16 protein-coding genes, 13 tRNA genes and 3 rRNA genes are annotated in these 24,585 nt (G+C 43.8%); 2 read left to right on the top strand and 30 right to left on the bottom strand.

Translation table 11 applies throughout. The features are described 5' to 3' along the window. Positions 1-270: 270 nt before the first annotated feature. The 19 genes from C5Z26_RS12485 to C5Z26_RS00850 form a co-directional block, all read right to left on the bottom strand. Positions 271-363, bottom strand: coding sequence for an IS3 family transposase (locus C5Z26_RS12485; RefSeq protein ID WP_158682776.1), 93 nt, complete (start codon positions 361-363; stop codon positions 271-273). Positions 364-623: 260 nt separating this feature from the next. Beyond that, positions 624-708: transfer RNA gene (locus C5Z26_RS00935), tRNA-Leu, on the bottom strand. 49 nt (positions 709-757) lie between these two features. Further along, a tRNA-Cys gene (locus C5Z26_RS00930) sits at positions 758-828 on the bottom strand. A 21-nt stretch (positions 829-849) separates the two neighbouring features. Continuing rightward, positions 850-921, bottom strand: a tRNA-Gln gene (locus C5Z26_RS00925). Between the two features lie 7 nt (positions 922-928). Then, a tRNA-His gene (locus C5Z26_RS00920) sits at positions 929-1,001 on the bottom strand. Between the two features lie 5 nt (positions 1,002-1,006). Continuing rightward, positions 1,007-1,080 (bottom strand) — tRNA-Trp (locus tag C5Z26_RS00915). Between the two features lie 9 nt (positions 1,081-1,089). After that, positions 1,090-1,172 (bottom strand) — tRNA-Tyr (locus C5Z26_RS00910). A gap of 5 nt (positions 1,173-1,177) precedes the next feature. Next, a tRNA-Phe gene (locus C5Z26_RS00905) sits at positions 1,178-1,250 on the bottom strand. A gap of 55 nt (positions 1,251-1,305) precedes the next feature. Then, a tRNA-Val gene (locus C5Z26_RS00900) sits at positions 1,306-1,378 on the bottom strand. Between the two features lie 4 nt (positions 1,379-1,382). Next, positions 1,383-1,455 (bottom strand) — tRNA-Glu (locus C5Z26_RS00895). Between the two features lie 21 nt (positions 1,456-1,476). Next, a tRNA-Ser gene (locus C5Z26_RS00890) sits at positions 1,477-1,566 on the bottom strand. 17 nt (positions 1,567-1,583) lie between these two features. Then, positions 1,584-1,656: transfer RNA gene (locus C5Z26_RS00885), tRNA-Asn, on the bottom strand. A 5-nt stretch (positions 1,657-1,661) separates the two neighbouring features. Further along, a 5S ribosomal RNA gene (gene rrf / locus C5Z26_RS00880) occupies positions 1,662-1,778 on the bottom strand. A gap of 74 nt (positions 1,779-1,852) precedes the next feature. After that, a 23S ribosomal RNA gene (locus C5Z26_RS00875) occupies positions 1,853-4,773 on the bottom strand. 158 nt (positions 4,774-4,931) lie between these two features. After that, positions 4,932-5,004 (bottom strand) — tRNA-Ala (locus tag C5Z26_RS00870). A gap of 29 nt (positions 5,005-5,033) precedes the next feature. Then, positions 5,034-5,107 (bottom strand) — tRNA-Ile (locus tag C5Z26_RS00865). A gap of 87 nt (positions 5,108-5,194) precedes the next feature. Further along, positions 5,195-6,768 (bottom strand): 16S ribosomal RNA (locus C5Z26_RS00860). The 16S, 23S and 5S rRNA genes sit together here with 13 tRNA genes alongside, the layout of an rRNA operon. 511 nt (positions 6,769-7,279) lie before the next feature. Next, entirely contained in the window at positions 7,280-9,385 is a 2,106-nt protein-coding gene (locus C5Z26_RS00855) for an LTA synthase family protein (protein ID WP_105448171.1), read from the bottom strand. 147 nt (positions 9,386-9,532) lie between these two features. Continuing rightward, a complete protein-coding gene (locus tag C5Z26_RS00850) occupies positions 9,533-9,769 on the bottom strand; it encodes a YkuJ family protein (RefSeq protein ID WP_105448170.1) in 237 nt (78 codons plus the stop codon). 187 nt (positions 9,770-9,956) lie between these two features. On the opposite strand from C5Z26_RS00850, the gene C5Z26_RS00845 reads away from it, so the two are divergent. Continuing rightward, positions 9,957-11,144, top strand: a complete 1,188-nt coding sequence (locus tag C5Z26_RS00845) for a pyridoxal phosphate-dependent aminotransferase (protein WP_105448169.1) — start codon at positions 9,957-9,959, stop codon at positions 11,142-11,144. 77 nt (positions 11,145-11,221) lie between these two features. Here the strand turns inward: C5Z26_RS00845 and C5Z26_RS00840 are convergent, their stop codons facing one another. From C5Z26_RS00840 to C5Z26_RS00810, 7 genes are all read right to left on the bottom strand, one after another. Next, positions 11,222-12,472, bottom strand: coding sequence for a D-alanyl-D-alanine carboxypeptidase family protein (locus C5Z26_RS00840; protein WP_105448168.1), 1,251 nt, complete (start codon positions 12,470-12,472; stop codon positions 11,222-11,224). A gap of 54 nt (positions 12,473-12,526) precedes the next feature. Next, on the bottom strand, positions 12,527-13,561 hold the full coding sequence (locus C5Z26_RS00835; protein ID WP_105448167.1) for a lysylphosphatidylglycerol synthase transmembrane domain-containing protein: 1,035 nt from the start codon (positions 13,559-13,561) through the stop codon (positions 12,527-12,529). 2 nt (positions 13,562-13,563) lie between these two features. Then, positions 13,564-14,586, bottom strand: a complete 1,023-nt coding sequence (locus tag C5Z26_RS00830) for a glycosyltransferase family 4 protein (RefSeq protein WP_105448166.1) — start codon at positions 14,584-14,586, stop codon at positions 13,564-13,566. A gap of 11 nt (positions 14,587-14,597) precedes the next feature. Next, positions 14,598-15,776, bottom strand: coding sequence for a glycosyltransferase family 4 protein (locus C5Z26_RS00825; protein WP_105448165.1), 1,179 nt, complete (start codon positions 15,774-15,776; stop codon positions 14,598-14,600). Positions 15,777-16,078: 302 nt separating this feature from the next. Then, the gene (ptsP, locus tag C5Z26_RS00820; RefSeq protein ID WP_105448164.1) at positions 16,079-17,809 is read right to left on the bottom strand and encodes a phosphoenolpyruvate--protein phosphotransferase; all 1,731 of its coding nucleotides are present in this window, start codon (positions 17,807-17,809) and stop codon (positions 16,079-16,081) included. Continuing rightward, complete coding sequence (locus C5Z26_RS00815) at positions 17,809-18,075, bottom strand: phosphocarrier protein HPr (RefSeq protein ID WP_105448163.1); 267 nt, start codon at positions 18,073-18,075, stop codon at positions 17,809-17,811. Before C5Z26_RS00815 ends, ptsP begins: the two co-directional genes overlap by 1 nt. Before the next feature lie 148 nt (positions 18,076-18,223). Beyond that, positions 18,224-18,421 carry a protein YkzS gene (locus C5Z26_RS00810; protein ID WP_105448162.1) on the bottom strand — a complete coding sequence of 66 codons (198 nt, stop codon included), beginning with the start codon at positions 18,419-18,421 and terminating at the stop codon, positions 18,224-18,226. Between the two features lie 420 nt (positions 18,422-18,841). Between C5Z26_RS00810 and C5Z26_RS00805 the strand changes: the two genes are divergently transcribed. Beyond that, positions 18,842-21,067, top strand: coding sequence for an ATP-dependent Clp protease ATP-binding subunit (locus tag C5Z26_RS00805; RefSeq protein WP_105448161.1), 2,226 nt, complete (start codon positions 18,842-18,844; stop codon positions 21,065-21,067). 129 nt (positions 21,068-21,196) lie between these two features. Here C5Z26_RS00805 and C5Z26_RS00800 read toward each other — a convergent pair whose 3' ends face one another. The 4 genes from C5Z26_RS00800 to C5Z26_RS00785 form a co-directional block, all read right to left on the bottom strand. Then, entirely contained in the window at positions 21,197-22,054 is an 858-nt protein-coding gene (locus C5Z26_RS00800) for a ribonuclease H family protein (RefSeq protein ID WP_105448160.1), read from the bottom strand. Positions 22,055-22,167: 113 nt separating this feature from the next. Then, complete coding sequence (locus tag C5Z26_RS00795; protein ID WP_105448159.1) at positions 22,168-22,410, bottom strand: CsbD family protein; 243 nt, start codon at positions 22,408-22,410, stop codon at positions 22,168-22,170. 108 nt (positions 22,411-22,518) lie between these two features. Beyond that, positions 22,519-23,454 carry a hypothetical protein gene (locus C5Z26_RS00790; protein WP_105448158.1) on the bottom strand — a complete coding sequence of 312 codons (936 nt, stop codon included), beginning with the start codon at positions 23,452-23,454 and terminating at the stop codon, positions 22,519-22,521. A 166-nt stretch (positions 23,455-23,620) separates the two neighbouring features. Beyond that, complete coding sequence (locus C5Z26_RS00785; protein ID WP_105448157.1) at positions 23,621-24,580, bottom strand: ABC transporter ATP-binding protein; 960 nt, start codon at positions 24,578-24,580, stop codon at positions 23,621-23,623. Positions 24,581-24,585: the final 5 nt, after the last annotated feature.

The raw sequence follows: 24,585 nt of genomic DNA, 5'->3' as shown, positions 1-24,585 counted from the left end.
TTCCCTTTACATGCAATCCTATGTTACACGGGAAATTAGTAATTATCCACGACATACGATACTACACGATCAGCTAAAATTTCGCGATGATATAACCAACATGCTAGTTATTTGGGCCTTACATGGGATTCTCTTTATATTTTCTATTCCTGTTGTAATAGTTATAGGTAGCACTAAAATCGTGAATTATTTAATTCACAATAGATAACTACGATGAAAGGTCAGCCGGCGCGGCTCCGCGTCAAGTAGACAATCAAATAATTAAAATTATTATGCAATTTTCTTGACGGCATGCTTTCGGTATTCTACTGGGGTCATGCCGTTTAGTGTTGTTTGACGGCGAGAATTGTTATACCAATCCATAAAATTCACCACTAACCCAATATCGCTTTCAATACTAATGGCCTCTCAAAGTCAAAATATTCCGTCTTCATATGGCTCCACAGGCTTTCCATCGGCCTATTGTCACCAGGTATTCCCGGACGAGACATACGATGTGTCACGCCGGCTCCGGGCTTTCACTTTGCATGGTCTCGCATGACTTTTGAAAATACAAAAAAGCCTCCATATCAAGGATATGAAGACCATGCAAAGGTACCGAAAGCTACCTGAATAGCTATTAGTACCGGCGATCGGGGTCGAACCGATACTCCCTCAACGGGAACTGGATTTTGAGTCCAGCGCGTCTGCCAATTCCGCCACGCCGGCAAAATGAAACTAAATATGAAACTGATCAGGATTATAACCTTTTCAGGAAAGGCGGTAACCGGATTTGAACCGGTGATGAAGGTTTTGCAGACCTCTGCCTTACCACTTGGCTATACCGCCATCATTTTTTGCCCAACCCAATTGGGTTAGCTGGATTCGAACCAGCGCATGATGGAGTCAAAGTCCATTGCCTTACCACTTGGCTATAACCCAATCAAAGGGCGGTATGTGGGAATCGAACCCACGCGTGCCGGAGCCACAATCCGGTGCGTTAACCACTTCGCCAATACCGCCAACATGGCAGGGATAGTAGGAGTTGAACCCACACCGACGGTTTTGGAGACCGTTGTTCTACCATTAAACTATATCCCTATGAAAAAATGGAGGGAAGTGGATTTGAACCACCGAACCCGAAGGAGCGGATTTACAGTCCGCCGCGTTTAGCCAGACTTCGCTACCCCTCCATAAATGGCGCGGGACGGAATCGAACCGCCGACACATGGAGCTTCAATCCATTGCTCTACCGACTGAGCTACCGAGCCAAATAATCATTATGATGAAGTCTATTTAATTTTTCTAACAGCCTAAGCCATTAAATGGAGGATACAGGGCTCGAACCTGTGACCCTCTGCTTGTAAGGCAGACGCTCTCCCAACTGAGCTAATCCTCCATGATGACCCCTACGGGATTCGAACCCATGTTACTGCCGTGAAAGGGCAGTGTCTTAAACCACTTGACCAAGGGGTCATATTTATTATATCTAACTAACGGAGAGTAAGGGATTCGAACCCTTGAAACAGGTATAACCCGTTTACAGCATTTCCAATGCTGCTCCTTCAGCCACTCGGACAACTCTCCATGGCTTACGTAGATAACTCCGACAGGCGGGCTCGAACCGTCGACATCTTGATTAACAGTCAAGCGCTCTACCAACTGAGCTATGTCGGAATATTGCATGGCAACGTCCTACCCTCGCAGGGAGCGATCCCCCAACTACTCTCGGCGCTAAGAAGCTTAACTTCTGTGTTCGACATGGGAACAGGTGTATCCTTCTTGCCATCGTCGCCACACTATTGAGAAACTTGTGCTCTCAAAACTAGCTAATATCAAATTGTATTTTTCATCTTACCGGAACACCAATTACTTGGTTAAGTCCTCGACCGATTAGTATTAGTCCGCTTCACACGTCACCGTGCTGCCACTTCTAACCTATCTACCTGATCATCTTTCAGGGGTCTTACTTCCATAAAGGAATGGGAAATCTCATCTCGAGGTGTGTTTCACACTTAGATGCTTTCAGCGTTTATCACATCCATACGTAGCTACCCAGCGATGCGCCTGGCGGCACAACTGGTACACCAGAGGTATGTCCATCCCGGTCCTCTCGTACTAAGGACAGATCCTCTCAAATTTCCTACGCCCGCGACGGATAGGGACCGAACTGTCTCACGACGTTCTGAACCCAGCTCGCGTACCGCTTTAATGGGCGAACAGCCCAACCCTTGGGACCGACTACAGCCCCAGGATGCGATGAGCCGACATCGAGGTGCCAAACCTCCCCGTCGATGTGGACTCTTGGGGGAGATAAGCCTGTTATCCCCAGGGTAGCTTTTATCCGTTGAGCGATGGCCCTTCCATACGGTACCACCGGATCACTAAGCCCGACTTTCGTCCCTGCTCGACCTGTCTGTCTCGCAGTCAAGCTCCCTTGTGCCTTTACACTCTGCGAATGATTTCCAACCATTCTGAGGGAACCTTTGGGCGCCTCCGTTACTCTTTAGGAGGCGACCGCCCCAGTCAAACTGCCCACCTGACACTGTCTCCCACCACGCTAAGTGGTGTGGGTTAGAGTGGTCATACAGCGAGGGTAGTATCCCACCAACGCCTCCACCGAAACTAGCGTTCCGGTTTCTATGGCTCCTACCTATCCTGTACAAGCTGTACAAACACTCAATATCAAGCTACAGTAAAGCTCCATGGGGTCTTTCCGTCCTGTCGCGGGTAGTCCGCATCTTCACGGACAATATAATTTCACCGAGTCTCTCGTTGAGACAGTGCCCAGATCGTTACGCCTTTCGTGCGGGTCGGAACTTACCCGACAAGGAATTTCGCTACCTTAGGACCGTTATAGTTACGGCCGCCGTTTACTGGGGCTTCAATTCTGAGCTTCGCCGAAGCTAACCCATCCTTTTAACCTTCCAGCACCGGGCAGGCGTCAGCCCCTATACGTCATCTTACGATTTTGCAGAGACCTGTGTTTTTGATAAACAGTCGCCTGGGCCTATTCACTGCGGCTGATCTTGCGATCAGCACCCCTTCTCCCGAAGTTACGGGGTCATTTTGCCGAGTTCCTTAACGAGAGTTCACTCGCTCACCTTAGGATTCTCTCCTCGACTACCTGTGTTGGTTTGCGGTACGGGTAGTTAAATACTCACTAGAAGCTTTTCTCGGCAGTGTGACATCAGACGCTTCGCTACTAAATTTCGCTCCCCATCACAACTTGTCCTTAAATTGATAAGCATTTGACTCATCAAAAGACTTGTTGCTTGGACATCCTAATCCAACAGGATGCACATCTTAGCCTACTGCGTCCCTCCATCGTTCAAACGCATTTAACTAGTACAGAAATATCAATCTGTTATCCATCGTCTACGCCTCTCGGCCTCGACTTAGGTCCCGACTAACCCTGGGAGGACGAGCCTTCCCCAGGAAACCTTAGTCATTCGGTGGATGGGATTCTCACCCATCTTTCGCTACTCATACCGGCATTCTCACTTCTAAGCGCTCCACAAGTCCTCACGATCTTGCTTCACCGCCCTTAGAACGCTCTCCTATCACGTGACCTAATGGTCACATCCACAGTTTCGGTAGTATACTTAGCCCCGGTACATTTTCGGCGCAGAATCACTCGACTAGTGAGCTATTACGCACTCTTTAAATGGTGGCTGCTTCTGAGCCAACATCCTAGTTGTCTGTGCAACTCCACATCCTTTTCCACTTAGTATACATTTAGGGACCTTAACTGGTGATCTGGGCTGTTCCCCTTTCGACGGTGGATCTTATCACTCATCGTCTGACTCCCGGATATGAATCAATGGCATTCGGAGTTTATCTGAATTCAGTAACCCAAGACGGGCCCCTAGTCCAAATAGTGCTCTACCTCCATGATCCTTCATCCGAGGCTAGCCCTAAAGCTATTTCGGAGAGAACCAGCTATCTCCAAGTTCGTTTGGAATTTCACCGCTATCCACACCTCATCCCAGCAATTTTCAACTTACACGGGTTCGGTCCTCCAGTGCGTTTTACCGCACCTTCAACCTGGACATGGATAGGTCACCTGGTTTCGGGTCTACAACCTCGTACTAAAAACGCCCATTTCAGACTCGCTTTCGCTACGGCTCCGACTTTTAAGTCTTAACCTTGCACGGGATCGTAACTCGCCGGTTCATTCTACAAAAGGCACGCCATCACGCATTAACGCGCTCTGACTTATTGTAGGCACATGGTTTCAGGAACTATTTCACTCCCCTTCCGGGGTGCTTTTCACCTTTCCCTCACGGTACTGGTTCACTATCGGTCACTAGGGAGTATTTAGCCTTGGGAGATGGTCCTCCCGGATTCCGACGGAATTTCACGTGTTCCGCCGTACTCAGGATCCTGAACTGAGAACGTCTAATTTAATCTACTGGGCTATCACCATCTATGGCGGATTTTCCCAAATCCTTCGACTATCAAACGTTTTGGTAACTCAAATGTTCAGTCCTACAACCCCAAAGAGCAAGCTCTCTGGTTTGGGCTGTTCCCCGTTCGCTCGCCGCTACTTAGGGAATCGAAATTTCTTTATATTCCTGCTGCTAATGAGATGTTTCAGTTCACAGCGTTTACCTCCGACTAGACTATGTATTCATCTAGCGGTAACAGTTGATTAAAACTGCTGGGTTGCCCCATTCGGAAATCTCCGGATCATAGCTTACGTACAGCTCCCCGAAGCATATCGGTGTTAGTCCCGTCCTTCATCGGCTCCTAGTGCCAAGGCATTCACCATGCGCCCTTGTTAACTTAACCTCATTTTCCTAACGGAAAATGCGATTAATGAGTTTAGCGATTTAAAACTTCTTTAAAAAACTCAAAAAACGCGGTGTTCTCGGTTTAATTATGAAAAATTATATTTGATATTATCTAGTTTTCAAAGAACAAGTTTCATTGACAACCAAAGCTGTCAATGGAGAATAACGGGATCGAACCGTTGACCTCCTGCTTGCAAAGCAGGTGCTCTCCCAGCTGAGCTAATTCCCCATAGTGATGCAAGGACAAAAAATCCTCGATGGGCCTAAATGGACTTGAACCATCGACCTCACGCTTATCAGGCGTGCGCTCTCACCAACTGAGCTATAGGCCCAAAAGCGTTATTAAATTGAGAGTTAGACCTCTCAAAACTAAACAAAGTTTCAACAATCATGTGTAAGGTTTCCGTAATATTCCTTAGAAAGGAGGTGATCCAGCCGCAGGTTCTCCTACGGCTACCTTGTTACGACTTCACCCTAATCATCTGTCCCACCTTAGGCGGTTGGCTCCCGAAGGTTACCCCACCGACTTTGGGTGTTACAAACTCTCATGGTGTGACGGGCGGTGTGTACAAGGCCCGGGAACGTATTCACCGCGGCATGCTGATCCGCGATTACTAGCGATTCCGACTTCATGTAGGCGAGTTGCAGCCTACAATCCGAACTGAGAATGGCTTTAAGAGATTAGCTTGCTCTCGCGAGTTCGCAACTCGTTGTACCATCCATTGTAGCACGTGTGTAGCCCAGGTCATAAGGGGCATGATGATTTGACGTCATCCCCACCTTCCTCCGGTTTGTCACCGGCAGTCTCACCAGAGTGCCCAACTTAATGCTGGCAACTGATAATAAGGGTTGCGCTCGTTGCGGGACTTAACCCAACATCTCACGACACGAGCTGACGACAACCATGCACCACCTGTATCCATGTCCCCGAAGGGAACGTCTAATCTCTTAGATTTGCATAGTATGTCAAGACCTGGTAAGGTTCTTCGCGTAGCTTCGAATTAAACCACATGCTCCACCGCTTGTGCGGGCCCCCGTCAATTCCTTTGAGTTTCAGTCTTGCGACCGTACTCCCCAGGCGGAATGCTTAATGCGTTAGCTGCAGCACTGAAGGGCGGAAACCCTCCAACACTTAGCATTCATCGTTTACGGTATGGACTACCAGGGTATCTAATCCTGTTTGCTACCCATACTTTCGAGCCTCAGCGTCAGTTACAGACCAGACAGCCGCCTTCGCCACTGGTGTTCTTCCATATATCTACGCATTTCACCGCTACACATGGAGTTCCACTGTCCTCTTCTGCACTCAAGTTTCCCAGTTTCCGATGCACTTCTTCGGTTGAGCCGAAGGCTTTCACATCAGACTTAAAAAACCGCCTGCGCTCGCTTTACGCCCAATAAATCCGGATAACGCTTGCCACCTACGTATTACCGCGGCTGCTGGCACGTAGTTAGCCGTGGCTTTCTGGTTAAATACCGTCAATACCTGAACAGTTACTCTCAGATATGTTCTTCTTTAACAACAGAGTTTTACGAGCCGAAACCCTTCTTCACTCACGCGGCGTTGCTCCATCAGACTTTCGTCCATTGTGGAAGATTCCCTACTGCTGCCTCCCGTAGGAGTTTGGGCCGTGTCTCAGTCCCAATGTGGCCGATTACCCTCTCAGGTCGGCTACGTATCATTGCCATGGTGAGCCATTACCCCACCATCTAGCTAATACGCCGCGGGACCATCCAAAAGTGATAGCCGAAGCCATCTTTCAAACTCAGACCATGCGGTCCGAGTTGTTATGCGGTATTAGCATCTGTTTCCAGGTGTTATCCCCCACTTCTGGGCAGGTTTCCCACGTGTTACTCACCAGTTCGCCACTCACTCAAATGCTATATCACTCAGGTGCAAGCACCGTCATTCAATAACCAGAGTTCGTTCGACTTGCATGTATTAGGCACGCCGCCAGCGTTCATCCTGAGCCAGGATCAAACTCTCAAATTAATGATGAGTTCTAAAAAAGCTCATTTAGTACTTGATTTAAAAATTGTTTGTTTACGAATTGACTTCGCAAATGTTTGCTACCAATTCAAGAATTGATAGACCCTACACATTTGATTTGTCGAAACTTTGTTCAGTTTTCAAAGGTCTAATTCGTTGGTTGATTACCTCAACACAACTACTAAAGTTTATCATCATCAGAAGAACATGTCAACAACTTTTTATAACTTATTTTGAATAAAAATTCAAGATAGCGGTTAAACCGCCCTGATATATTCAAAATAATGAGTATTGTTGCATGCCGTTCTTAACGACAAGAAATATAATATCAATAATTACGACTCGGGTCAAGCCTTTTTCCTAATTAATTGCGAAAAAAGTTTAAAAGCCCTTAGTCATGACAATATCTATCATTCTACGGCGAATAGTGACAAACTGCAAGCCACATTTTTAGGCTTAAAACCCTTTACAGATACAAAAAGAGATGCCGCATAAACGACATCTCTTTGAACAACTAATTACTTACGCTTGAATCTGAACTTGAATCAGCACTGGAACTAGATAGTTCTGGTGCATCCGTCTTATACAGATCAACCGTCGACTTGCCTTTGTGCTTCGACAAGACACTGGTCTGCTTCTCAGCTTGAAGTTCCTTCAACGATTTCAAAGTCTTCGTAATCTTATAACTGTAATCAGACTTATTGACTTTCTTAAAGCCCTTCGGCGTATAGAAACGCAACAAATCACCTTGAATAACACGATCAGACAAGGACAGTTCCGTTGTCACGTGGTTCTGCATCTGCTTGACTGTCTGCTTTTGGGTACTGGTCATATTTTTCAACTGATCACCAGTCTTCGTGTCATAGACCGTCCCCCCGAGCTTCGTATAAGTTGGCGACACAAAATCACCATTTCTAAAGGCAACTGTTTGATCGTGTTGTTTCGACAGTAAGTCAGTTCCAAACTGAATGTACCCTTTATTCTTAATCCCTAATAAATCAAAGATTGTTGGCAAAGCATCGATTTCGCCACCATAGGTATGGTTAACCCCACCCTTAATTCCATCAGCATGAATCATAAATGGTACCTTCTGGAACTGTGCTAAATCAAAATTGTTAACGGACTTCTTACCCAATAACTGCGCAATTGCCGCACGATGATTATTCGAAATCCCGTAATGGTCCCCATACAAGACAATCATACTATTCTTATATAAGCCAGCCTTCTTCAAATAACTAATGAATTCAGCAAAGGCTTGATCTAAATAGTGGGCGGTTTGCACATAGCCATCGACGGTAGAATCACCGGTCGTCGTCTTATCAATAGATTGATTTTGTTTATCCAATGTATAGGGATAGTGGTTAGTCAATGTAATCAGCTTCGCATAGAATGGTTGCGGAAGTTGTTCCAAATACTTCACTGAGTCTTTTAGGAAGATTTTATCCTTCAACCCATAGCCAATATTATAACTAGCCTTCTCTTTATAATACGATGAATAGAAGAAGTAATCATATCCCCATGATTTGTAGGCATTGTCGCGATTCCAGAAACTGGCAACATCCCCATGAAAGGCCGCCGTCGTATAGCCTTTTTGCGCTAAAATTGCCGGCGCTGCTTGGAAGGTATTCGACGTCCCGTACTGTGTCATCGCTGAACCAGTTGGTAACCCGAATAAGGAGTTTTCCATCATCATTTCTGCATCTGAAGTCTTCCCTTGGGCCACTTGATGATAAAAGTTATCAAAACTCAACGTGTTCTTATTATGATAGAACTTGTTTAAGTTCGGCGTAACTTCCTTACCATCAACCTTATAATCAATTAAAAATTGCTGGAAACTCTCCAAATGAATCACGAAGACATTCTTACCTTTAGCTTTACCAAAGTATTTGATATTCTCACTAGCCTGATTCTTCTTTAGATAAGCAAGCACACTCTTCATATCACTACTGCTGGCCTGAGCTCGCGTGGCACTTTCTTTTTCAGTCTGATAAAAGCTATAACCCGCGTAAGTATTTAACCCTAAATACTTCACGATGTAATTATTATCAAAAGTCCGGGTTAGTAAATCAGAACGGTCATGCTCTGACATCCCCAAATCAACTGCAAACAAAGCGACCCCAATCATCGTTAGCGTTGCTGCATAGCGAAGCTTGAATGGCCGAGGATCAATCCGAATTACCTTAAATACTAATAATAAAATGAGTATCACGACATCGGCATAAACTAAGAAGTCAGTGCCCCGGATAATCTGGCTTAAACTAGTGCCCAGATTAGTGCTGGAAGCGCCTGAACTCTTGATTACACCAGCCGACATAAAATCAGAAAACTCACGATAATACAAAATATTGGCAAACAACCAGGTTGTCTGTAAAGCATCGATGATCATCATCATCCAATATTTTAAGCGACCTCTAAAGTATAACGCCACCCCCAACAGCACAATCGCTGTTGGAAACGGATTAAGAATCAAAATAAATTGCTGCACGGCGCCTTTTACCCCGAGCGTAAATTCAGTTTGATAGGCGATATACGTCTTTAGCCAAAATAAGACCACCGTTAGGATAAAGAAGCCAAGGGTTGTATTGACCTTTCCAACCGTGTTTTTTATAAATTTGGGCATCATAATTCCTCCGTCATTGCTATTAACAAATCCATATTATAACGGTTGAGGGCTAGTTAGCAATATCTTGAAGATTTCTTCAACAATTCTTCACTATTCAACGCATAATATGGATCAGTCTTTTAAAATATCTAATTGGCGGAAATGTTAATTATCGGTTAACAAGTCATATAGTTCAATCGCAACTAAGTCGATGTTATCGAATTCGAACGTTTGATCAGGGTTAAATTCTTGGAGCGTATACGTTGATGTTGCTGGGTCATAAGCAACCTGACCGCGTTCAACACCTTCCTTTTCGAACCGTCGTGATTGAACTTCTGTTGCTTCCGAGGTCCGCATTGCTTCTAATCGTTTGAGAATTGCTGATAATTCAGATTTTTCCATTATTATAATCTCGCTCCTTAAGTTTTGTTTTTATTCTAGCAAAAAATGAGACCAATGGCACGTCTTTTTAGTGAGTAGCCCCGTTTCAAAGCAAATTATCACATTTAATTATACCGCAAAGCAACCGTTTGTCCTTGTGAAGATGTGATAAACTTAAAACAATTTATAAAACAAAGGAGTCTTGTTCATGACATTGTTTAGAGATGATCTCAACGATACCATTGCTCAAATTCAAGTATCCACCATTCGTCAATTTGACGAAGCAGTCAGTGCGATTCCTGATATGGTTAAATTAACTTTAGGGGAACCCGATTTTAATACCCCTCAACACGTGAAAAATGCCGCCAAAAAGGCCATTGATGATAATTTTTCACACTATACTGGGATGGCCGGTTTACTAGAACTACGTGAAGCTGCCGCTAATTTCCAAGCGAAAAAATATGGGCTCCATTACAATGCGGCCGATCAAGTCTTAGTCACAGTAGGCGCAACCGAAGCGATTGCCACGGCATTAACGACCATTTGTAATCCTGGCGATGCCATTATCGTCCCCTCACCAATCTTCCCGGCTTATATTCCAATCATTCAAGAAGCGCGGGCAACACCCCTGTTTATGGATACTGGTGTCAATGACTTTGTGATTACCCCAAAATTAGTCGACGACTTTATTGCAGCACACCCTGATGAACACTTCAAAGGTATTATTATGAATTATCCTAATAATCCGACCGGGGTGACTTACGTTGAAGATGAAATCAAAGCATTAGCCGCTTGTTTCAAACGCCATAACCTCTGGGTTGTTTCTGACGAAGTGTACAGTGAATTAACTTATGGGAGTACTCATGTTTCAATTGCAAAATACATTCCGGATGAAGTTATTTTAATCAATGGGTTGTCAAAATCACATGCGATGACTGGGTGGCGGATTGGCTTCTTGTTTGCGTCAAAAGAAATGACCGACCAAATGAAGAAAGTTCATCAATATTACGTTACCGCCGCCACCACAATTGCCCAAAAGGCCGGGATCGAAGCTTTAACTAACGGCATTGATGATGCGTTGCCGATGCGGACCGAATATCAAGCGCGCCGGGATTTTGTTTACAAGACAATGGCCGACTTAGGCTTCAAAATTGCGCGACCAACGGGAGCCTTTTATATCTTTGCTAAAATCCCAGCTGGCTTCAACCAAAATGCGATGGCCTTTTGTAACGACCTAGCCCGCAAAAATAAGCTAGCTATTATTCCTGGGACTGGTTTTGGCACTCAAGGTGAAGGTTACGTCCGCCTAAGCTATGCAGCTAGCATGGAAAAATTGCAAAAAGCAATGGCCCGACTAACTGCCTACATGCAAGACCCGACTAATCGAACTGCTTAACAACAATCTAAAAACGAGCTCGGGAAAATTTCCCAGCTCGTTTTTTCATCGCCAAAATTTAATTGCGGCGTTATTTTTTATTTGGTCAACGCAAAAGCGGTGTTCAAATTTAAAGTTGACTTAGTATTGTCCGTTGTTGCCCATTGCAGCGGTCCTAACAAAGTCACAGCTTGCGGTGTTTGATACTTAACCGTACTGGTAGCTCCTGATGACGGATCCGTTAACCGGACTTTCATCACCGTCGTATGTGCCGCTAAATAATTAGGCCGGTCACGATGCATCGGCCAAACTGCCACCGTCGTTTTTTGCATCGGCTGCTGCTGATTCGTCCAACGATGGCCGTCCGATTGCGCCACTAAATTGACGGTTGTTTGTGTCCCCGGAATCTGATAATTGAGCGTTTTGGGGACTACCGTGCGATACTGCTCTTGCTGTTTTAGCTTGAGCCGCAAATTGTTATTCGCCGTAAATTTCCAAGTTGACCCTAATGTGGTCGCAATCATCCGTCGACCATTTTGGTGGAACGTCGCCACTAAGCACCCACCAGCTTGCGCCGTATACCCCGTTTTTAAGCCGTCTACGGGCACGCGCCCATCATAGAAAGATTGTCCCTTTAAAATTAACACCGACGTTGGAACCCGATATTTATGGATTTTAACCGCACTCTGGTTAGAAACCTGCACAATACTTGGAAATTCATTGACCAAATGGCGCGCAATCGTCGTAATTGCCCGTGCTGAAACCATATTTTGAGCCTGATCATTCGTCCCCGGTAAATTATAATGATACGTCGTTAAATCCGTATTATCTAACCCCGATGCACTCACAAAGTTAGCCGCTAAATGCCATTTTTGGGCCTGCTGATTCATTAACTGAATAAATTTGGTATTACTGCCACCTAGATATTCACCCAGCGCAATCGCACTACTATTGGACGAACCCACCAAAGTCGCCGCAACAAGCTCTTTGACAGTAAACCGATCATTAGCCGCCATCGGCATCGTGGATAACGTGGCACTACTGGCCATCTTACGCACCTGTTTACTGATTGGCACATTATCTGTCCAACTAATTTTACCTTGTTTGACCGCTTGTTCGACCAAATATAAGGTCATCAGCTTACTCAACGACGCAATCGGCAATTTTTGATCTGCATTTTGCGCGTAGACCGCCTGACCAGACTTGGCATCAACAATATACGCCGCCTTAACCGCATCCGCTTGACTTTTCTGGGCATGGACTGGCTGGGTAATTAATCCCACACCACTTAATCCCAACCCTAACATTAACCAGACACACAGCCGTTGGCGTTTTTTCAACTTCAACATCCCGACTCCCCTTTAATCGACAAAAAGCGCTGGCAAGTCGCTAGCGCTTCATCCTTACTCATTCGGCCTATCTTTAATTTCTTCCGCTTTTTCTGGACGCATGGCCATTGCAAACATCCCTAGGAACAAGCCCAAATAATAAGTTAAAATCCGCCAGATAAGCATGGCCAAAATTAATTTACTATGACTAGGAATAAATTTGGCAAATAGCTCGGTAAACCCAAATTCAGCGCCGCCAGCACCGCCAGGAATTGGAAATAACGAGGTTACTAAGAAAATCAAAACGTTCAAACTAGTGACCATAATAATATTAATGCCATGATACCCCATGGCCCGCATAATAAAATACGGAATCATATAGTAAAACAATAGTTGAAAGAACGTAATCAACGAAATTTCCACTAACATCCGCCAGTCCTTCGTCATGCGGACACTTTCTTCATAAAATGAATCGATTTTTTCACTGATTGTTGCTTGTAACCGGGTAAACCGGTCGTCATTCATGAACCAGCCAACGGGAATTAAAACAATCTTCACCGCTTTTTTAGTGAAGTTATACCAATACATCACTAATAACAGGCCGACAATGACGGCAAAATGAATCAAAAAGCCCAATAACACATACAACGATAAGTAGCTTAACTTTTCAGCTAAATAATGAAACCCAACCAGCATGGCGACTAAGAAATTCAAGACGACCATCGCTTGAAACACCACGAACTTCATTAACGCCACGGAACTCGCGCGCCCCGCATCAATACCCGATTGGGCCATCACAAAAATCTGCGCCGGTTGGCCCCCGGATGAAAACGGCGTAATCCCATTAAACAACTGTTCTGCTAAAGGAACTCGCAACGCACTCTTAAAAGAATAGTGCCGATAGCGATGACGGACAAACTTTTGGACCACAACCGCTTCTAAACCATAGTAGAGTCCCACACACCCCAGTGCTACCAATAACCACCACCAATTTAACTGGAGAATATCGGCCATTAAATGGCTGAGTTGAACATTACGTAGTGAATACCACGAAATGGCGACCCCAATTAAAATCATGGCTAGTAAAGACCACACATTTTTTCTAGTCATGGCTACCCCTCTTTTGCCTGCTGCAAGTAAAAATCATGCCAGATTTTAGCTAACCGCTGTTCAGAATAGTCTGCTGATGCCAACACCGCTTTATCATGTAAAAATTGTAAGCCAGCTGGATTCTGACGCAACTGTGAAATCTGCTGTTGCATCTCATCAACATCCGCCGCAGCTTGATAATACCCATCAATGATTGCGCGGTATAAGTCTAAGTCCCGTAACAAAACGGGCGTCCCACAACTAAATGCTTCTAGTACTGACATGGGAAATAGTTCATTGTACGATGGCAAGAGGAATAGATCCGCCATATTATAATAATCAACTAATTTTTCTCGATCGACAATGCCAGGAAACGACAGATTGGCAGGGGGATTATCGACTACTTTTTTTAAGTCTTGATAACCATCCGTAATTCGCCCAAACGAAAAGCCCCCGGCCCAGACAAATTGAATATCTGGATTTTGACGGGCTAACTTAATAAAATCTGGTACGCCTTTACGTTCTTGAATCTGACCGGTCCCCAAAATCATAAATTTATTTTGGTCATAACCATAGGCTTGACGCAATTTAGTTTGTTTTGGTTGCGTCATTTCATAGAACTCACGTTTACTAACAAAGTTTGGAATATAGGTCACATCCGCCCGTTTGATATCGTAGGCTTCCAGCTTAGGGATAAACGTCGGATTAACGACAACAATATGATCCATGCGTTTATAAAATGAAATCAAATAACGGTTAAAAATCGCTTGCAACGGCCTTGGTAACTTCAAACTTCCGGCTAAAGTTTCCGGTAAAAAATGGACGTAACCAATTTTACGTCCCCGGTTAGGCATAAATGTCGACAAATAAAACAGCGGATTAACCGTATGATAATGCGAAATCGTCGAACGACCATAACGATTCACTTTAAGCTTGAACTCGTCCTGCCAATGAGTTTGCAATAACCGCATTAATTCTTGGTACGCACTCCCGACCCCTTGACCTTTAACTGAGTCAGCTTTCGAAAACATCGTAATGTTTAGCATAATTCGTCCCCTTAGTCACTGATATCGGCTGACTTCCCTGCTGATTCTGAATAGGTCAACTGAACATCTTGATAGTAATTAATTACTTGCTTGCCAAAATACTCGGCTGAAATCTGATAGAGCTTTTTTTGGCGTGGTTTTGGATCATCAAATGCATGCGGGTGCTGTAAATATCGAACCACGTCACGAACTAGGGTTGACGCACTAGTAAACGTTGTCCCTAATGAAGGATCATCTAACAATTGATCCGTATACGGGCTGCTAGCAACCACCATTTTAAGCCCTGCCGCCATGGCTTCGATATAAGTTAACCCTTGTGACTCCGAATTAGAGGCCGCCACAAATAAATCAGCCATTTGATAGTAGTTATAAACTTCATCATTATCAATCTCACCAGTAAATTGCACATGTTCGCTCAGATTGGCAGCCTTAACTTGGTTTTCCAACGTTTCACGCGCTGGCCCGTCACCGACAATCACCAGTTGTGTCGCTGGTACTTGCTCCAATACTGCTGGCAAGGCCGCAATGACTTCATGGATATTCTTCTCATAGGCTAATCGACTTAACGATAATAGCACCGGTGTTGTCGCTGCATAGCCTAATTTTTGCCGATAATCAGCAGTTGGCGCCTGTTCATATTGATTAATATCAATCCCGGTCGGAATAATCCGACTCGGTGTTTTCACACCATATTTTTTTAATGTATTCGCTACCCGTTGACTGGGCGCCACAATGCCATTCAAATGGTAACAATAAGCCCGTGTCGCTTCTTTAACGTGGTAAGGCTTCAATAATTTACCGTTAGCAATATAGTGTAAATAGTCCTCATACATCGTATGGTAGGTATGAATACAGGGCACCTTTAACTGTTTCGCGACGAACTTACCAATCATGCCCATCGAAAATTCAGTTTGGGTATGCACAATATCTAAACCTAAATCTTTCGCAACTTGATAGGCCTTGAATAACCCACGGACAGCAATCCGCCGATCCGTAAAGGACACAAACGGAATACTGGTAAACCGAAAAATATTGCGTTCATAGATAGTCTTATCAACATGGGGATCCGTGGTCGTAAAGATATACACTTGATGACCAGCCCGCTCAAGTTGATTGCGCAGCACCTTGATCGACGTTGCTACCCCACTAACTTGTGGATAGTATGTATCTGTAAATATCCCGATATTCACGTAGATTCTCCCTTTATTTCCGAGAACTAATTGAAAAAACCAATTAGTCTTCGTTGCTTCAATCAGCCCTTAAGTCCATTTGATTGAGCATTCTCGATCACTTTTAATAATTAATTATAACAATTATATTGGTTCAGTATCAGAGTTGCAAATAATCTTAAGATAAATTAAGAGTTCCCTGTGGATTCCAGCACTGGCTGGCCTAATTTTAGGCTAATCGTGACTGCTCACAAAAAAATGACAAACCCTATTTATGTATAAAAAAAGATGGATCATGATGATCCACCCGTTTAAAGAAGCGCCTATTTATTAAAAACGTTCTTTTCAACTAATGCTTTAACTTCTTCATTGGTAACACATTCATTAACGGCCTTATCAGCTAATTTAGCCATTTCAGTCGTATCAATGCGTTTCATCAATGAACGCGTCTTCAGCACTGAAGTTGAACTCATTGAGAATTCATCCAAACCTAAGCCCATTAATAATGGCACCGCGATTTGGTCCCCAGCAACTTCACCACACATCCCAGCAATCCGACCATTGGCATGGGCTGCGTCAATAACATGCTTGATTAACCGTAACAACGATGGGTTGTATGGTTGATACAAGTATGAAACGCGTTCATTACCACGATCAGCAGCAAAGGAATATTGAATCAAGTCGTTGGTCCCAATACTAAAGAAGTCAACTTCTTTAGCAAATTGGTCAGCTAAAATAGCAGCAGCAGGGATTTCAATCATGATACCAAGCTTGATATCATCAGCAACTGGTGTCCCGGCAGCAACTAATTTCGCCTTTTCATCCTCAAAGATGGCTTTAGCTTGACGGAATTCATCTAAGGTAGCAATCATTGGGAACATAATCCGTAATTGACCATAGTGTGAAGCCCGTAGTAATGCCCGTAATTGTGTCCGGAAGATATCGTCACGATCAAGTGAAATCCGGATCGCCCGATAGCCCAAGAATGGGTTCATTTCGTCTGGTAGTGGCAAGTATGGTAAATGCTTGTCGCCCCCGATATCCATGGTCCGCACAATCACTGGCTTGCCTTGCATGCCTTCAACAACCTTCTTGTAGGCTTCGAATTGCGTATCTTCATCAGGTAGTTCCGCACTGTTCATGTACAAGAATTCTGATCGGAATAAGCCAACTGCTTCAGAACCAGCTTCCAAGACACCATCCATATCGTCTGGCGTCCCAATGTTAGAAGCTAATTCAAAATGCTTACCGTCTTTTGAAACGGTCGCTTCATTCTTAAGCTTCTCCCATTCAACCTTTTGCGCAGCGAAATCTTTGGCTTTTTGTTGATAGTCACTGATTTCAGCATCGGTTGGGGCGACTAAAGCTTCCCCGTTAATCCCATCAAGGATAACCGTCGTATCGGCTTTAATTTCAGTCGTTGCAGTTTCAGAACCTACTACGGCTGGAATTTCAAGCGTCCGTGACATAATCGCAGAGTGACTTGTCCGACCACCAATATCGGTGATGAACCCTTTGACAAACTTACGATCAAGTTGGGCCGTGTCACTAGGCGTTAAATCATGGGCAATTACGATAACTTCAGAATCGATTAAGGCAGGACTTGGTAGGGTAACCCCTAACAAGTGACTCATCACGCGCTTAGTTACATCGCGAATGTCGCCAGCTCGTTCTTGCATATATGCGTTGTCCGTCATTGCTTCAAACATGGCGATGAAAGTATCAGTAACTTCCTTCAAAGCTTCTTCAGCATTGACTTTATCATCCTTAATCTTACCTTCAATTTGACTTAACATTTCGGGGTCAGATAAAATTGTGATATGAGCTTCAAAAACTTCCGCTTCTTCGGCACCTAAATTCTGAGTTGCTTTGTCCTTAATGACTTTTAACTCAGCTTTAGCAGCATCAAAAGCGTCATGTAACCGTTGGATTTCGGCATCAAAGTCGGAAACCGTCGTTTTTTCGAATGACAAATCTGGATCAACTAGCATATAGGCCTTAGCAATTGCAATCCCATCACTGGCAGCAATTCCTTTTAGTACCTTTTCAGCCATTATTCAGATAAGCCTTCTTTCTTCATCGTATCAGTTAAAGCTGCAATTGCGTCAGCTTCGTCAGCACCTTCAGCAGAAATCGTAACATCTGCATCTTTACCAACACCGAGTGACATTACACCCATGATAGACTTCAAGTTAACTGACTTGTCTTGATATTGCAACGTAACTTCTGAGTTGAACTTACTTGCTGATTGTACCAATAAAGTAGCTGGACGTGCGTGGATACCTGTATCTGCGATTACGTGAAATTCTTTCTTTTCCATAGTTATTCGATCTCCTTCAAAGATGTAAAATTTAAATTGGTTCTGAGTCAAACCGAGTTGCCGCCAACACATTTGCTCTAGAGCCCTTAGTATTGATGATAGCAATTATCCAATTGAAATACAAGCCCTTTCATTCATTCAATTGCGATTAATTGGTAGCCTTACCATCCTTGTCAAAGTGGTAAACAATATGGCCGTCTAATTCCGCCATACCAATGATTCGTTTGCGATATTCATAACCCATATAAGCATCATGAAACGCCATAAAGTCGTCCGGATCAACGCTAAAATTTTCTCGTTTTCCCGTCCGCAAGTCTTCCATTAACTGTTCAAAATCTGGTGCCACTAAGTTACCCCCTTCTACAAGCCCGGTTATCGGGATCAATTTATCTGCCTTAGACTAGCCTAACACGGGCTTTTGCCATGCAAAACTAACGGTTTGTACTATAATATAATTAGGTTGCTAGTTCAACGGCTCGTCTAATCAGAAGTTTAATATACAACTGATTTCTGTGAATGACAAGCCTTTTGACTAGGACGTAAAAAGACTTCAGAAATAATTAAATTGATTGGCGCAGTGACTTGATTAGTCTTACGAAGCCTGGTTGCAAGCCGGTCTTGCTCGTCAAGACTTTTGAGTTGCATCACGGTTAAAAATCATTATACTAATAGTCAAAGGTCAGCAAAGGTCAAACAGCTTTTGAACCTTTAGCTAAATTGAACCTAAATTTAGTTATATTTCTGATATGAAAGGTGTGACAGCAAAATGCTTTGTGACAACTGCCATAAGAACGAAGCGACGATTCATTTATATACGAACGTCAACGGTCAGCGGCGACAAATTAATCTTTGTCAGAATTGCTATCAACTACTAAAGAATCAGGAACAGCATCCAAATAACGGAGTTGGAGGTACTGATATGGCACAAGATCCATTTGGTTTTGGCGGTCTTGACGACATTTTCCGCGCAATGCAAGGCGGTGGCGTCACCCCCGATGATACGACGAGTCGGCAACAGCCGACGCAGCCAGCTGGGCCAACTAATGGTGGTAACCGTCGTGGTAACAATAACGGCGGCGGCCTCCTCGGCCAATACGGCTACAACTTGACGGAACAAGCCAAGCAAGGCAAAGTCGATCCAGTCATCGGTCGGGATAACGAAATCAACCGCGTCATTGAGATTTTAAACCGGCGGACAAAGAACAACCCGGTCTTAATCGGTGAAGCTGGGGTTGGTAAGACGGCGGTCGTCGAAGGCCTCGCACAGAAGATTGTTTCAGGACAAGTTCCCCAAAAACTATTAAATAAAGAAATTATTCGGTTAGACGTGGCATCACTCGTTCAAGGCACCGGTATTCGGGGCCAATTTGAACAACGGATGCAACAACTCATGAAAGAGGTTCAGGCTAATCCGAATATCGTGCTTTTCATTGATGAAATCCACGAAATTATGGGCGCCGGTAACGCTGAAGGTGGCATGGACGCCGGTAACGTTTTGAAGCCAGCATTAGCCCGTGGTGACTTCCAATTAGTTGGGGCCACGACTTTAAACGAATACCGCGACATCGAAAAAGATGCGGCCCTCGCCCGGCGGTTCCAACCAGTAACGGTTGATGAACCCAGTGTCGATGAATCCATCAAGATTTTACAAGGGATTCAAAAGAAATATGAAGACTACCATCACGTGACCTATAACGCTGATGCAATCGTTGCGGCGGTCAAGCTATCTAACCGGTATATTCAAGATCGTTTCTTACCGGATAAAGCGATTGACTTGCTCGATGAAGCTGGCTCACGTAAGAACTTAACCTTGAAGACGGTTGATCCTCAAACCATTCAAGAAAAGATCGATGCCGCTGAAAAGCAAAAGCAAGACGCCTTGAAAAAGGAAGATTACGAAAAAGCAGCTTATTATCGTGATCAAGTGGCCAAGTTAGAAAAGGCCAAACCAGACGCTAATGCTAAGGCTGACAGTGCTGATGCAGCAGTAGTCACCGTGGCTGATATGCAACAAATCGTCGAAGAAAAGACCGATATTCCAGTTGGCGAACTACAAGCGAAGGAACAAGCTCAAATGAAGACCTTAGCGGCTGATTTGGAGGCCAACGTAATTGGTCAAAATCCAGCAGTTGAAGCCGTTTCTCGCGCTATTCGCCGTAATCGAATCGGCTTGAACGGCACTGGTCGGCCAATTGGCTCCTTCATGTTTGTCGGCCCTACTGGGGTTGGTAAGACTGAACTAGCCAAACAGCTTGCTAATGAACTCTTTGGTTCAGCGGATGCGATGATTCGCTTTGACATGAGTGAGTATATGGAACCCCATTCAGTGGCGAAGCTGATCGGGTCACCACCTGGCTATGTTGGCTATGAAGAAGCCGGCCAATTAACCGAACAAGTTCGGCGTCATCCGTATAGCTTGATTTTATTAGATGAAATTGAAAAAGCCCATCCGGATGTCATGCACATGTTCTTACAAATCTTAGATGATGGCCGTTTGACCGATTCACAAGGTCGTACGGTCAGCTTCAAAGATACCATTATCATTATGACGTCAAACGCTGGGACTGGCGATGCTGAAGCTAATGTTGGTTTCGGTGCCGCTGCTCAAGGCAAGACGCATGATATTATTGACCGCTTAACTCAATACTTCAAGCCAGAATTCTTAAACCGGTTTGATGATATTATCCAATTCAATGCCCTTTCCAAGGAAAACTTGATGAAGATTGTAGCTTTGATGATTGATGATGTCAACGGCATGCTTGCCAACCAGGACTTACATGTCCACGTTACTGAACCAGTGCAAGAAAAGCTAGTCAATCTTGGCTACAACCCCCAAATGGGCGCACGGCCATTACGGCGTGTTATTCAAGAACAGATTGAAGATCGGATTGCCGACTTCTACTTGGATCACAGCGATGTTAAAAACATGGTTGCCAAAGTTGAAGATGGTAAGATTACATTGGCGGCGGAAGAACCCAAAGCCACTAAATAAGCTAGTTAAAAACGCGTCATTAGCCGTTAAGGCCAATGGCGCGTTTTTTGTTGCGGTGATAATTACGACGCACACCTTACTTTTTAGTTTGTTCCGCTTTCCAATTGTCGACAATGGTTGTCATTGCAGCTACTGACTGTTGTTTTTGTTGGTCATTAACTGGCAGCGATGCCGCTGCCGACTTAGTCGTTGCTTGTGAGGCCTTCTTTGCAAGTAAATCCCCCTGCTCATGGTTAGAGGGCGCGTTGGGGCTAACTTGGCCGTCGCATTTTGAACTGGAATCGGTTGTCCCGCTTTCATTTGGTCCATCGTCGTGTTCAATAACTGATCGACGGCATTATTGCCACTAGTATTGGCATGTCCCTTAACCCATTTAAAGTCCAAGTGCTTAAAGGGCTGTAACTGCTGATAAAGGGCCTGCCAAAGTTCGGCGTTAATCAGTTCACCTTTAGCTCGCCGCCAGCCGTGTTGCCGCCAACTTGTTAACCACCCCTTTTGAATGGCATCCAAGACGTATTTTGAGTCCATAATCACTAAAATTGTTGCAGTCGTTTTATTTAACTTAGTTAACCGATCAAGTGCCTGTAACAAAGCCATGATTTCCATCCGGTTATTTGTGGCCCCCCACTCGCCACCGGTTCCCGTTAATTGCTCATCGGCAGTTTGAATCTGATACGCCCAAGCTGATTTGTCGGTCGACCGCACTTGGCCCCCCTGGACATTCCCAGTATTTCGATTACCGCCATCCGTATAAACAGTAATCTCACTTTCTTTAGCCGCACTCACTTTTGGACTGGTTCTAACCGTTTGACCTGACTTAGTTGGCCTTGCTTGACCGTGCAGATACGCTTCGGCTTCCGTACGAGTCATAAATCCTTTATATTGAGCACCACTATAGCCATTAATCTGCTGCTGACACGCCGCCCAAGTCTGATAAATCCCTGTTTTATAACCGGCGCGAACCGCATAAAATTGTTTTTTTGCCATTATAATCTCAACTTTCTGATAACTAGTAGGTTTTATTATACCGCGATTCGTCATTAATTAGGCGGCAAAAAAATACGGTTAACATCACAAAAAGATGTTAACCGTAGCTGACATTACTGCTGCGCCGCTTGCCAACGACTCAATTGCTGTTTGACATGGCCGCGCCCTTCACGCCAATTACCACGCAATTTAGTTTTGGTATCCCCATTCAGGCTAACTTTAACTTGTTCCGCTTTACCTAAAAGCTCGTCGTCCAAGCCATGAGCTTGAGCTTCCAGTCGTTCCTTATTGCGAAACAGCCAATAAACCCCACTACCACCTAACACTAAAACAATAAACATCAGTAATTTCTTCATGAGGTGCCCTCCTAGTTGGCTAGTAACATCACTTGCTTGTCATTTACTATACTAAAACCAACACTACATTTCAAAGGATATGCTTATCGTTAATATAATATTTAAAAGCTAATGTTTGAAAATAGTTAACTCGCTTAAAGCAGCTGCTCTTGCTTGAATAGAGTTAACCGTCGTCTGCAAAAAACACCTAATTTCCGCTGGATTTTGAACAAACAAGCTTTCATCAGTAGCTAAATGACCATCCCATAATGAAGTAGGCATGTAATCTTTATCTAAAAAAGATTGCAACTGGAATGTTTCAACATACTTATTCCAAGCATCAAATGATGCTAAAAAGTCCTTTAACCTATTCAAGGCAAAATCACCATAATCATAACCACCCCTGCTCTCATTAAACCCCTTAGGAACAACAATAATATTTGCGATACTATGCGTTAACTTTGCAAATTCTTTCAAATCAGGATACTTACAATACACTTCTTTGTCAAACACATCATTATTGTAGAGCAAGAAGTCGATCCATGTATATTTGTCAGGAAGCGAATCTGGTAAATACGTTGAAAAATAATTCTTGAAGTAAGTTATATATTTTTCATCCATAGTTAAATATTTAACAGAGTAAAATGGCGGATAACCTTTATCTAAAGCTGGAAGTTCATCTTTCAATGGTTTTTTTAAAGCTTTTCCGTCCTCCAAACTACCTAAGGGTCTAAACAACTCTGGTTTTTCTATTTGCATTAGGATTTTATATGTCATCCAAAATGAGTGTAGTATATCCTTGTGGGTAGTAGCCTTATTATCTGTTAATTCTTTAAATGCACCGTCTACCACTTTATAGTTTTCCACATCACCACGGTTACCACCACAATAATCACTAGATACACCTTTTTTGTCAGGTGTATCTAGATAATATTTTTTATCTTTTGCCATTAGTATATTTTTTATAGGCTCATTCTCATCATAATTTCCGTTTTCATCATTACCAAGTAAAATCCGTTTTAAATCATAGCTGGGTGTTAAATCTTTCTCCGTCAATCTAGACATAATCTAACTCACTCCTTTTTGAAACTGGTTTCCAATAATTCATTATACCCCGCTCTGCCAATCCATCCCATCAGCTATTCAAAAAAACAAGTTATACAAAAAATAAATCATCCTCACAAAAAAACCGCTGAGCTAATTTGCTCAACGGTTTTTGAAAAGTCACACCCTAATCAGAAGTCACTAAACCGGCTTTAATCGCCCGTTCAGTATACATTGGAATTTCATCTTCACTGGCCCGAACAAAGTGTCCTGGCGCAATTTCGACCATCCGCCGCTTTTTATCATCCATTTCACGGGAATCATCATATGGCACTTGCTTCCGATTCCGTTCAAATTCAGGATCTGGCACCGGAACAGCTGAAATCAAGCTTTTGGTATAGGCATGTAACGGATGGGTATAGACTTCATCCGCGGGACCGATTTCGAGAATCTTCCCGTAATGCATCACCCCAATACGATCACTGATATATTTAACCATGGATAAATCATGGGCAATAAACAAGTAAGTCAAATTATGCTTCACTTGTAGTTCTTTCATCAAGTTAACCACTTGGGCTTGGATCGACACGTCTAAGGCCGAGATTGGTTCATCCGCAATGATAAATTTCGGTTCAACCGCTAAAGCCCGGGCAATCCCGATTCGTTGTCGTTGACCACCAGAGAATTCATGTGGGTAACGGCTCGAATGGTCCTTATTTAAGCCCACGGTTTCCAACAAATCTTCTACTTGTTTCGTCCGATCAGCATCATCTTTAGCCAGGCCATGAATATCTATCCCTTCGGCTACGATATCTTTGACCTTCATCCGAGGATTCAAGGAGGCATATGGATCTTGGAAAATCATCTGCATGTTACGCCGAAAAGCATGCTTTTCCGCCTTAGTATGCAACTTAGAAACATCTTGACCATCAAAGAGAATCTGACCATCAGTTGGTTCATATAAGTGGATGATAGAACGACCAGTGGTGGTCTTACCGGAACCAGATTCACCAACCAACCCGAACGTTTCGCCTTCATAAATATCAAAGGAGACGTCATCAACCGCCCGAACTTCGTCTTTTTTGCCAACATTAAAATATTGCTTTAAATGATGGACTTCTAGAATTTTTTTACGTTCATCTGGCATCATGA

The organism is Lactobacillus sp. CBA3606 (assembly GCF_002970935.1).
Lineage (GTDB): Bacteria > Bacillota > Bacilli > Lactobacillales > Lactobacillaceae > Lactiplantibacillus.
The sequence above is the reverse complement of the archived record's forward strand: the minus strand, read 5'-3'. Positions and strand labels throughout refer to the sequence as shown.

Bases quoted from the DNA above. Each gene is read 5' to 3' on its own strand.
- C5Z26_RS00795 (WP_105448159.1), bottom strand. From the start codon at position 22,410: ATGAAGAAATTACTGATGTTTATTGTTTTAGTGTTAGGTGGTAGTGGG.
- C5Z26_RS00840 (WP_105448168.1), bottom strand. From the start codon at position 12,472: ATGTTGAAGTTGAAAAAACGCCAACGGCTGTGTGTCTGGTTAATGTTA.
- C5Z26_RS12485 (WP_158682776.1), bottom strand. From the start codon at position 363: ATGGATTGGTATAACAATTCTCGCCGTCAAACAACACTAAACGGCATG.
- C5Z26_RS00835 (WP_105448167.1), bottom strand. From the start codon at position 13,561: ATGACTAGAAAAAATGTGTGGTCTTTACTAGCCATGATTTTAATTGGG.
- C5Z26_RS00785 (WP_105448157.1), bottom strand. From the start codon at position 24,580: ATGCCAGATGAACGTAAAAAAATTCTAGAAGTCCATCATTTAAAGCAA.
- C5Z26_RS00845 (WP_105448169.1), top strand. From the start codon at position 9,957: ATGACATTGTTTAGAGATGATCTCAACGATACCATTGCTCAAATTCAA.
- C5Z26_RS00830 (WP_105448166.1), bottom strand. From the start codon at position 14,586: ATGCTAAACATTACGATGTTTTCGAAAGCTGACTCAGTTAAAGGTCAA.
- C5Z26_RS00805 (WP_105448161.1), top strand. From the start codon at position 18,842: ATGCTTTGTGACAACTGCCATAAGAACGAAGCGACGATTCATTTATAT.
- C5Z26_RS00815 (WP_105448163.1), bottom strand. From the start codon at position 18,075: ATGGAAAAGAAAGAATTTCACGTAATCGCAGATACAGGTATCCACGCA.
- C5Z26_RS00855 (WP_105448171.1), bottom strand. From the start codon at position 9,385: ATGCCCAAATTTATAAAAAACACGGTTGGAAAGGTCAATACAACCCTT.
- ptsP (WP_105448164.1), bottom strand. From the start codon at position 17,809: ATGGCTGAAAAGGTACTAAAAGGAATTGCTGCCAGTGATGGGATTGCA.
- C5Z26_RS00790 (WP_105448158.1), bottom strand. From the start codon at position 23,454: ATGTCTAGATTGACGGAGAAAGATTTAACACCCAGCTATGATTTAAAA.
- C5Z26_RS00800 (WP_105448160.1), bottom strand. From the start codon at position 22,054: ATGGCAAAAAAACAATTTTATGCGGTTCGCGCCGGTTATAAAACAGGG.
- C5Z26_RS00850 (WP_105448170.1), bottom strand. From the start codon at position 9,769: ATGGAAAAATCTGAATTATCAGCAATTCTCAAACGATTAGAAGCAATG.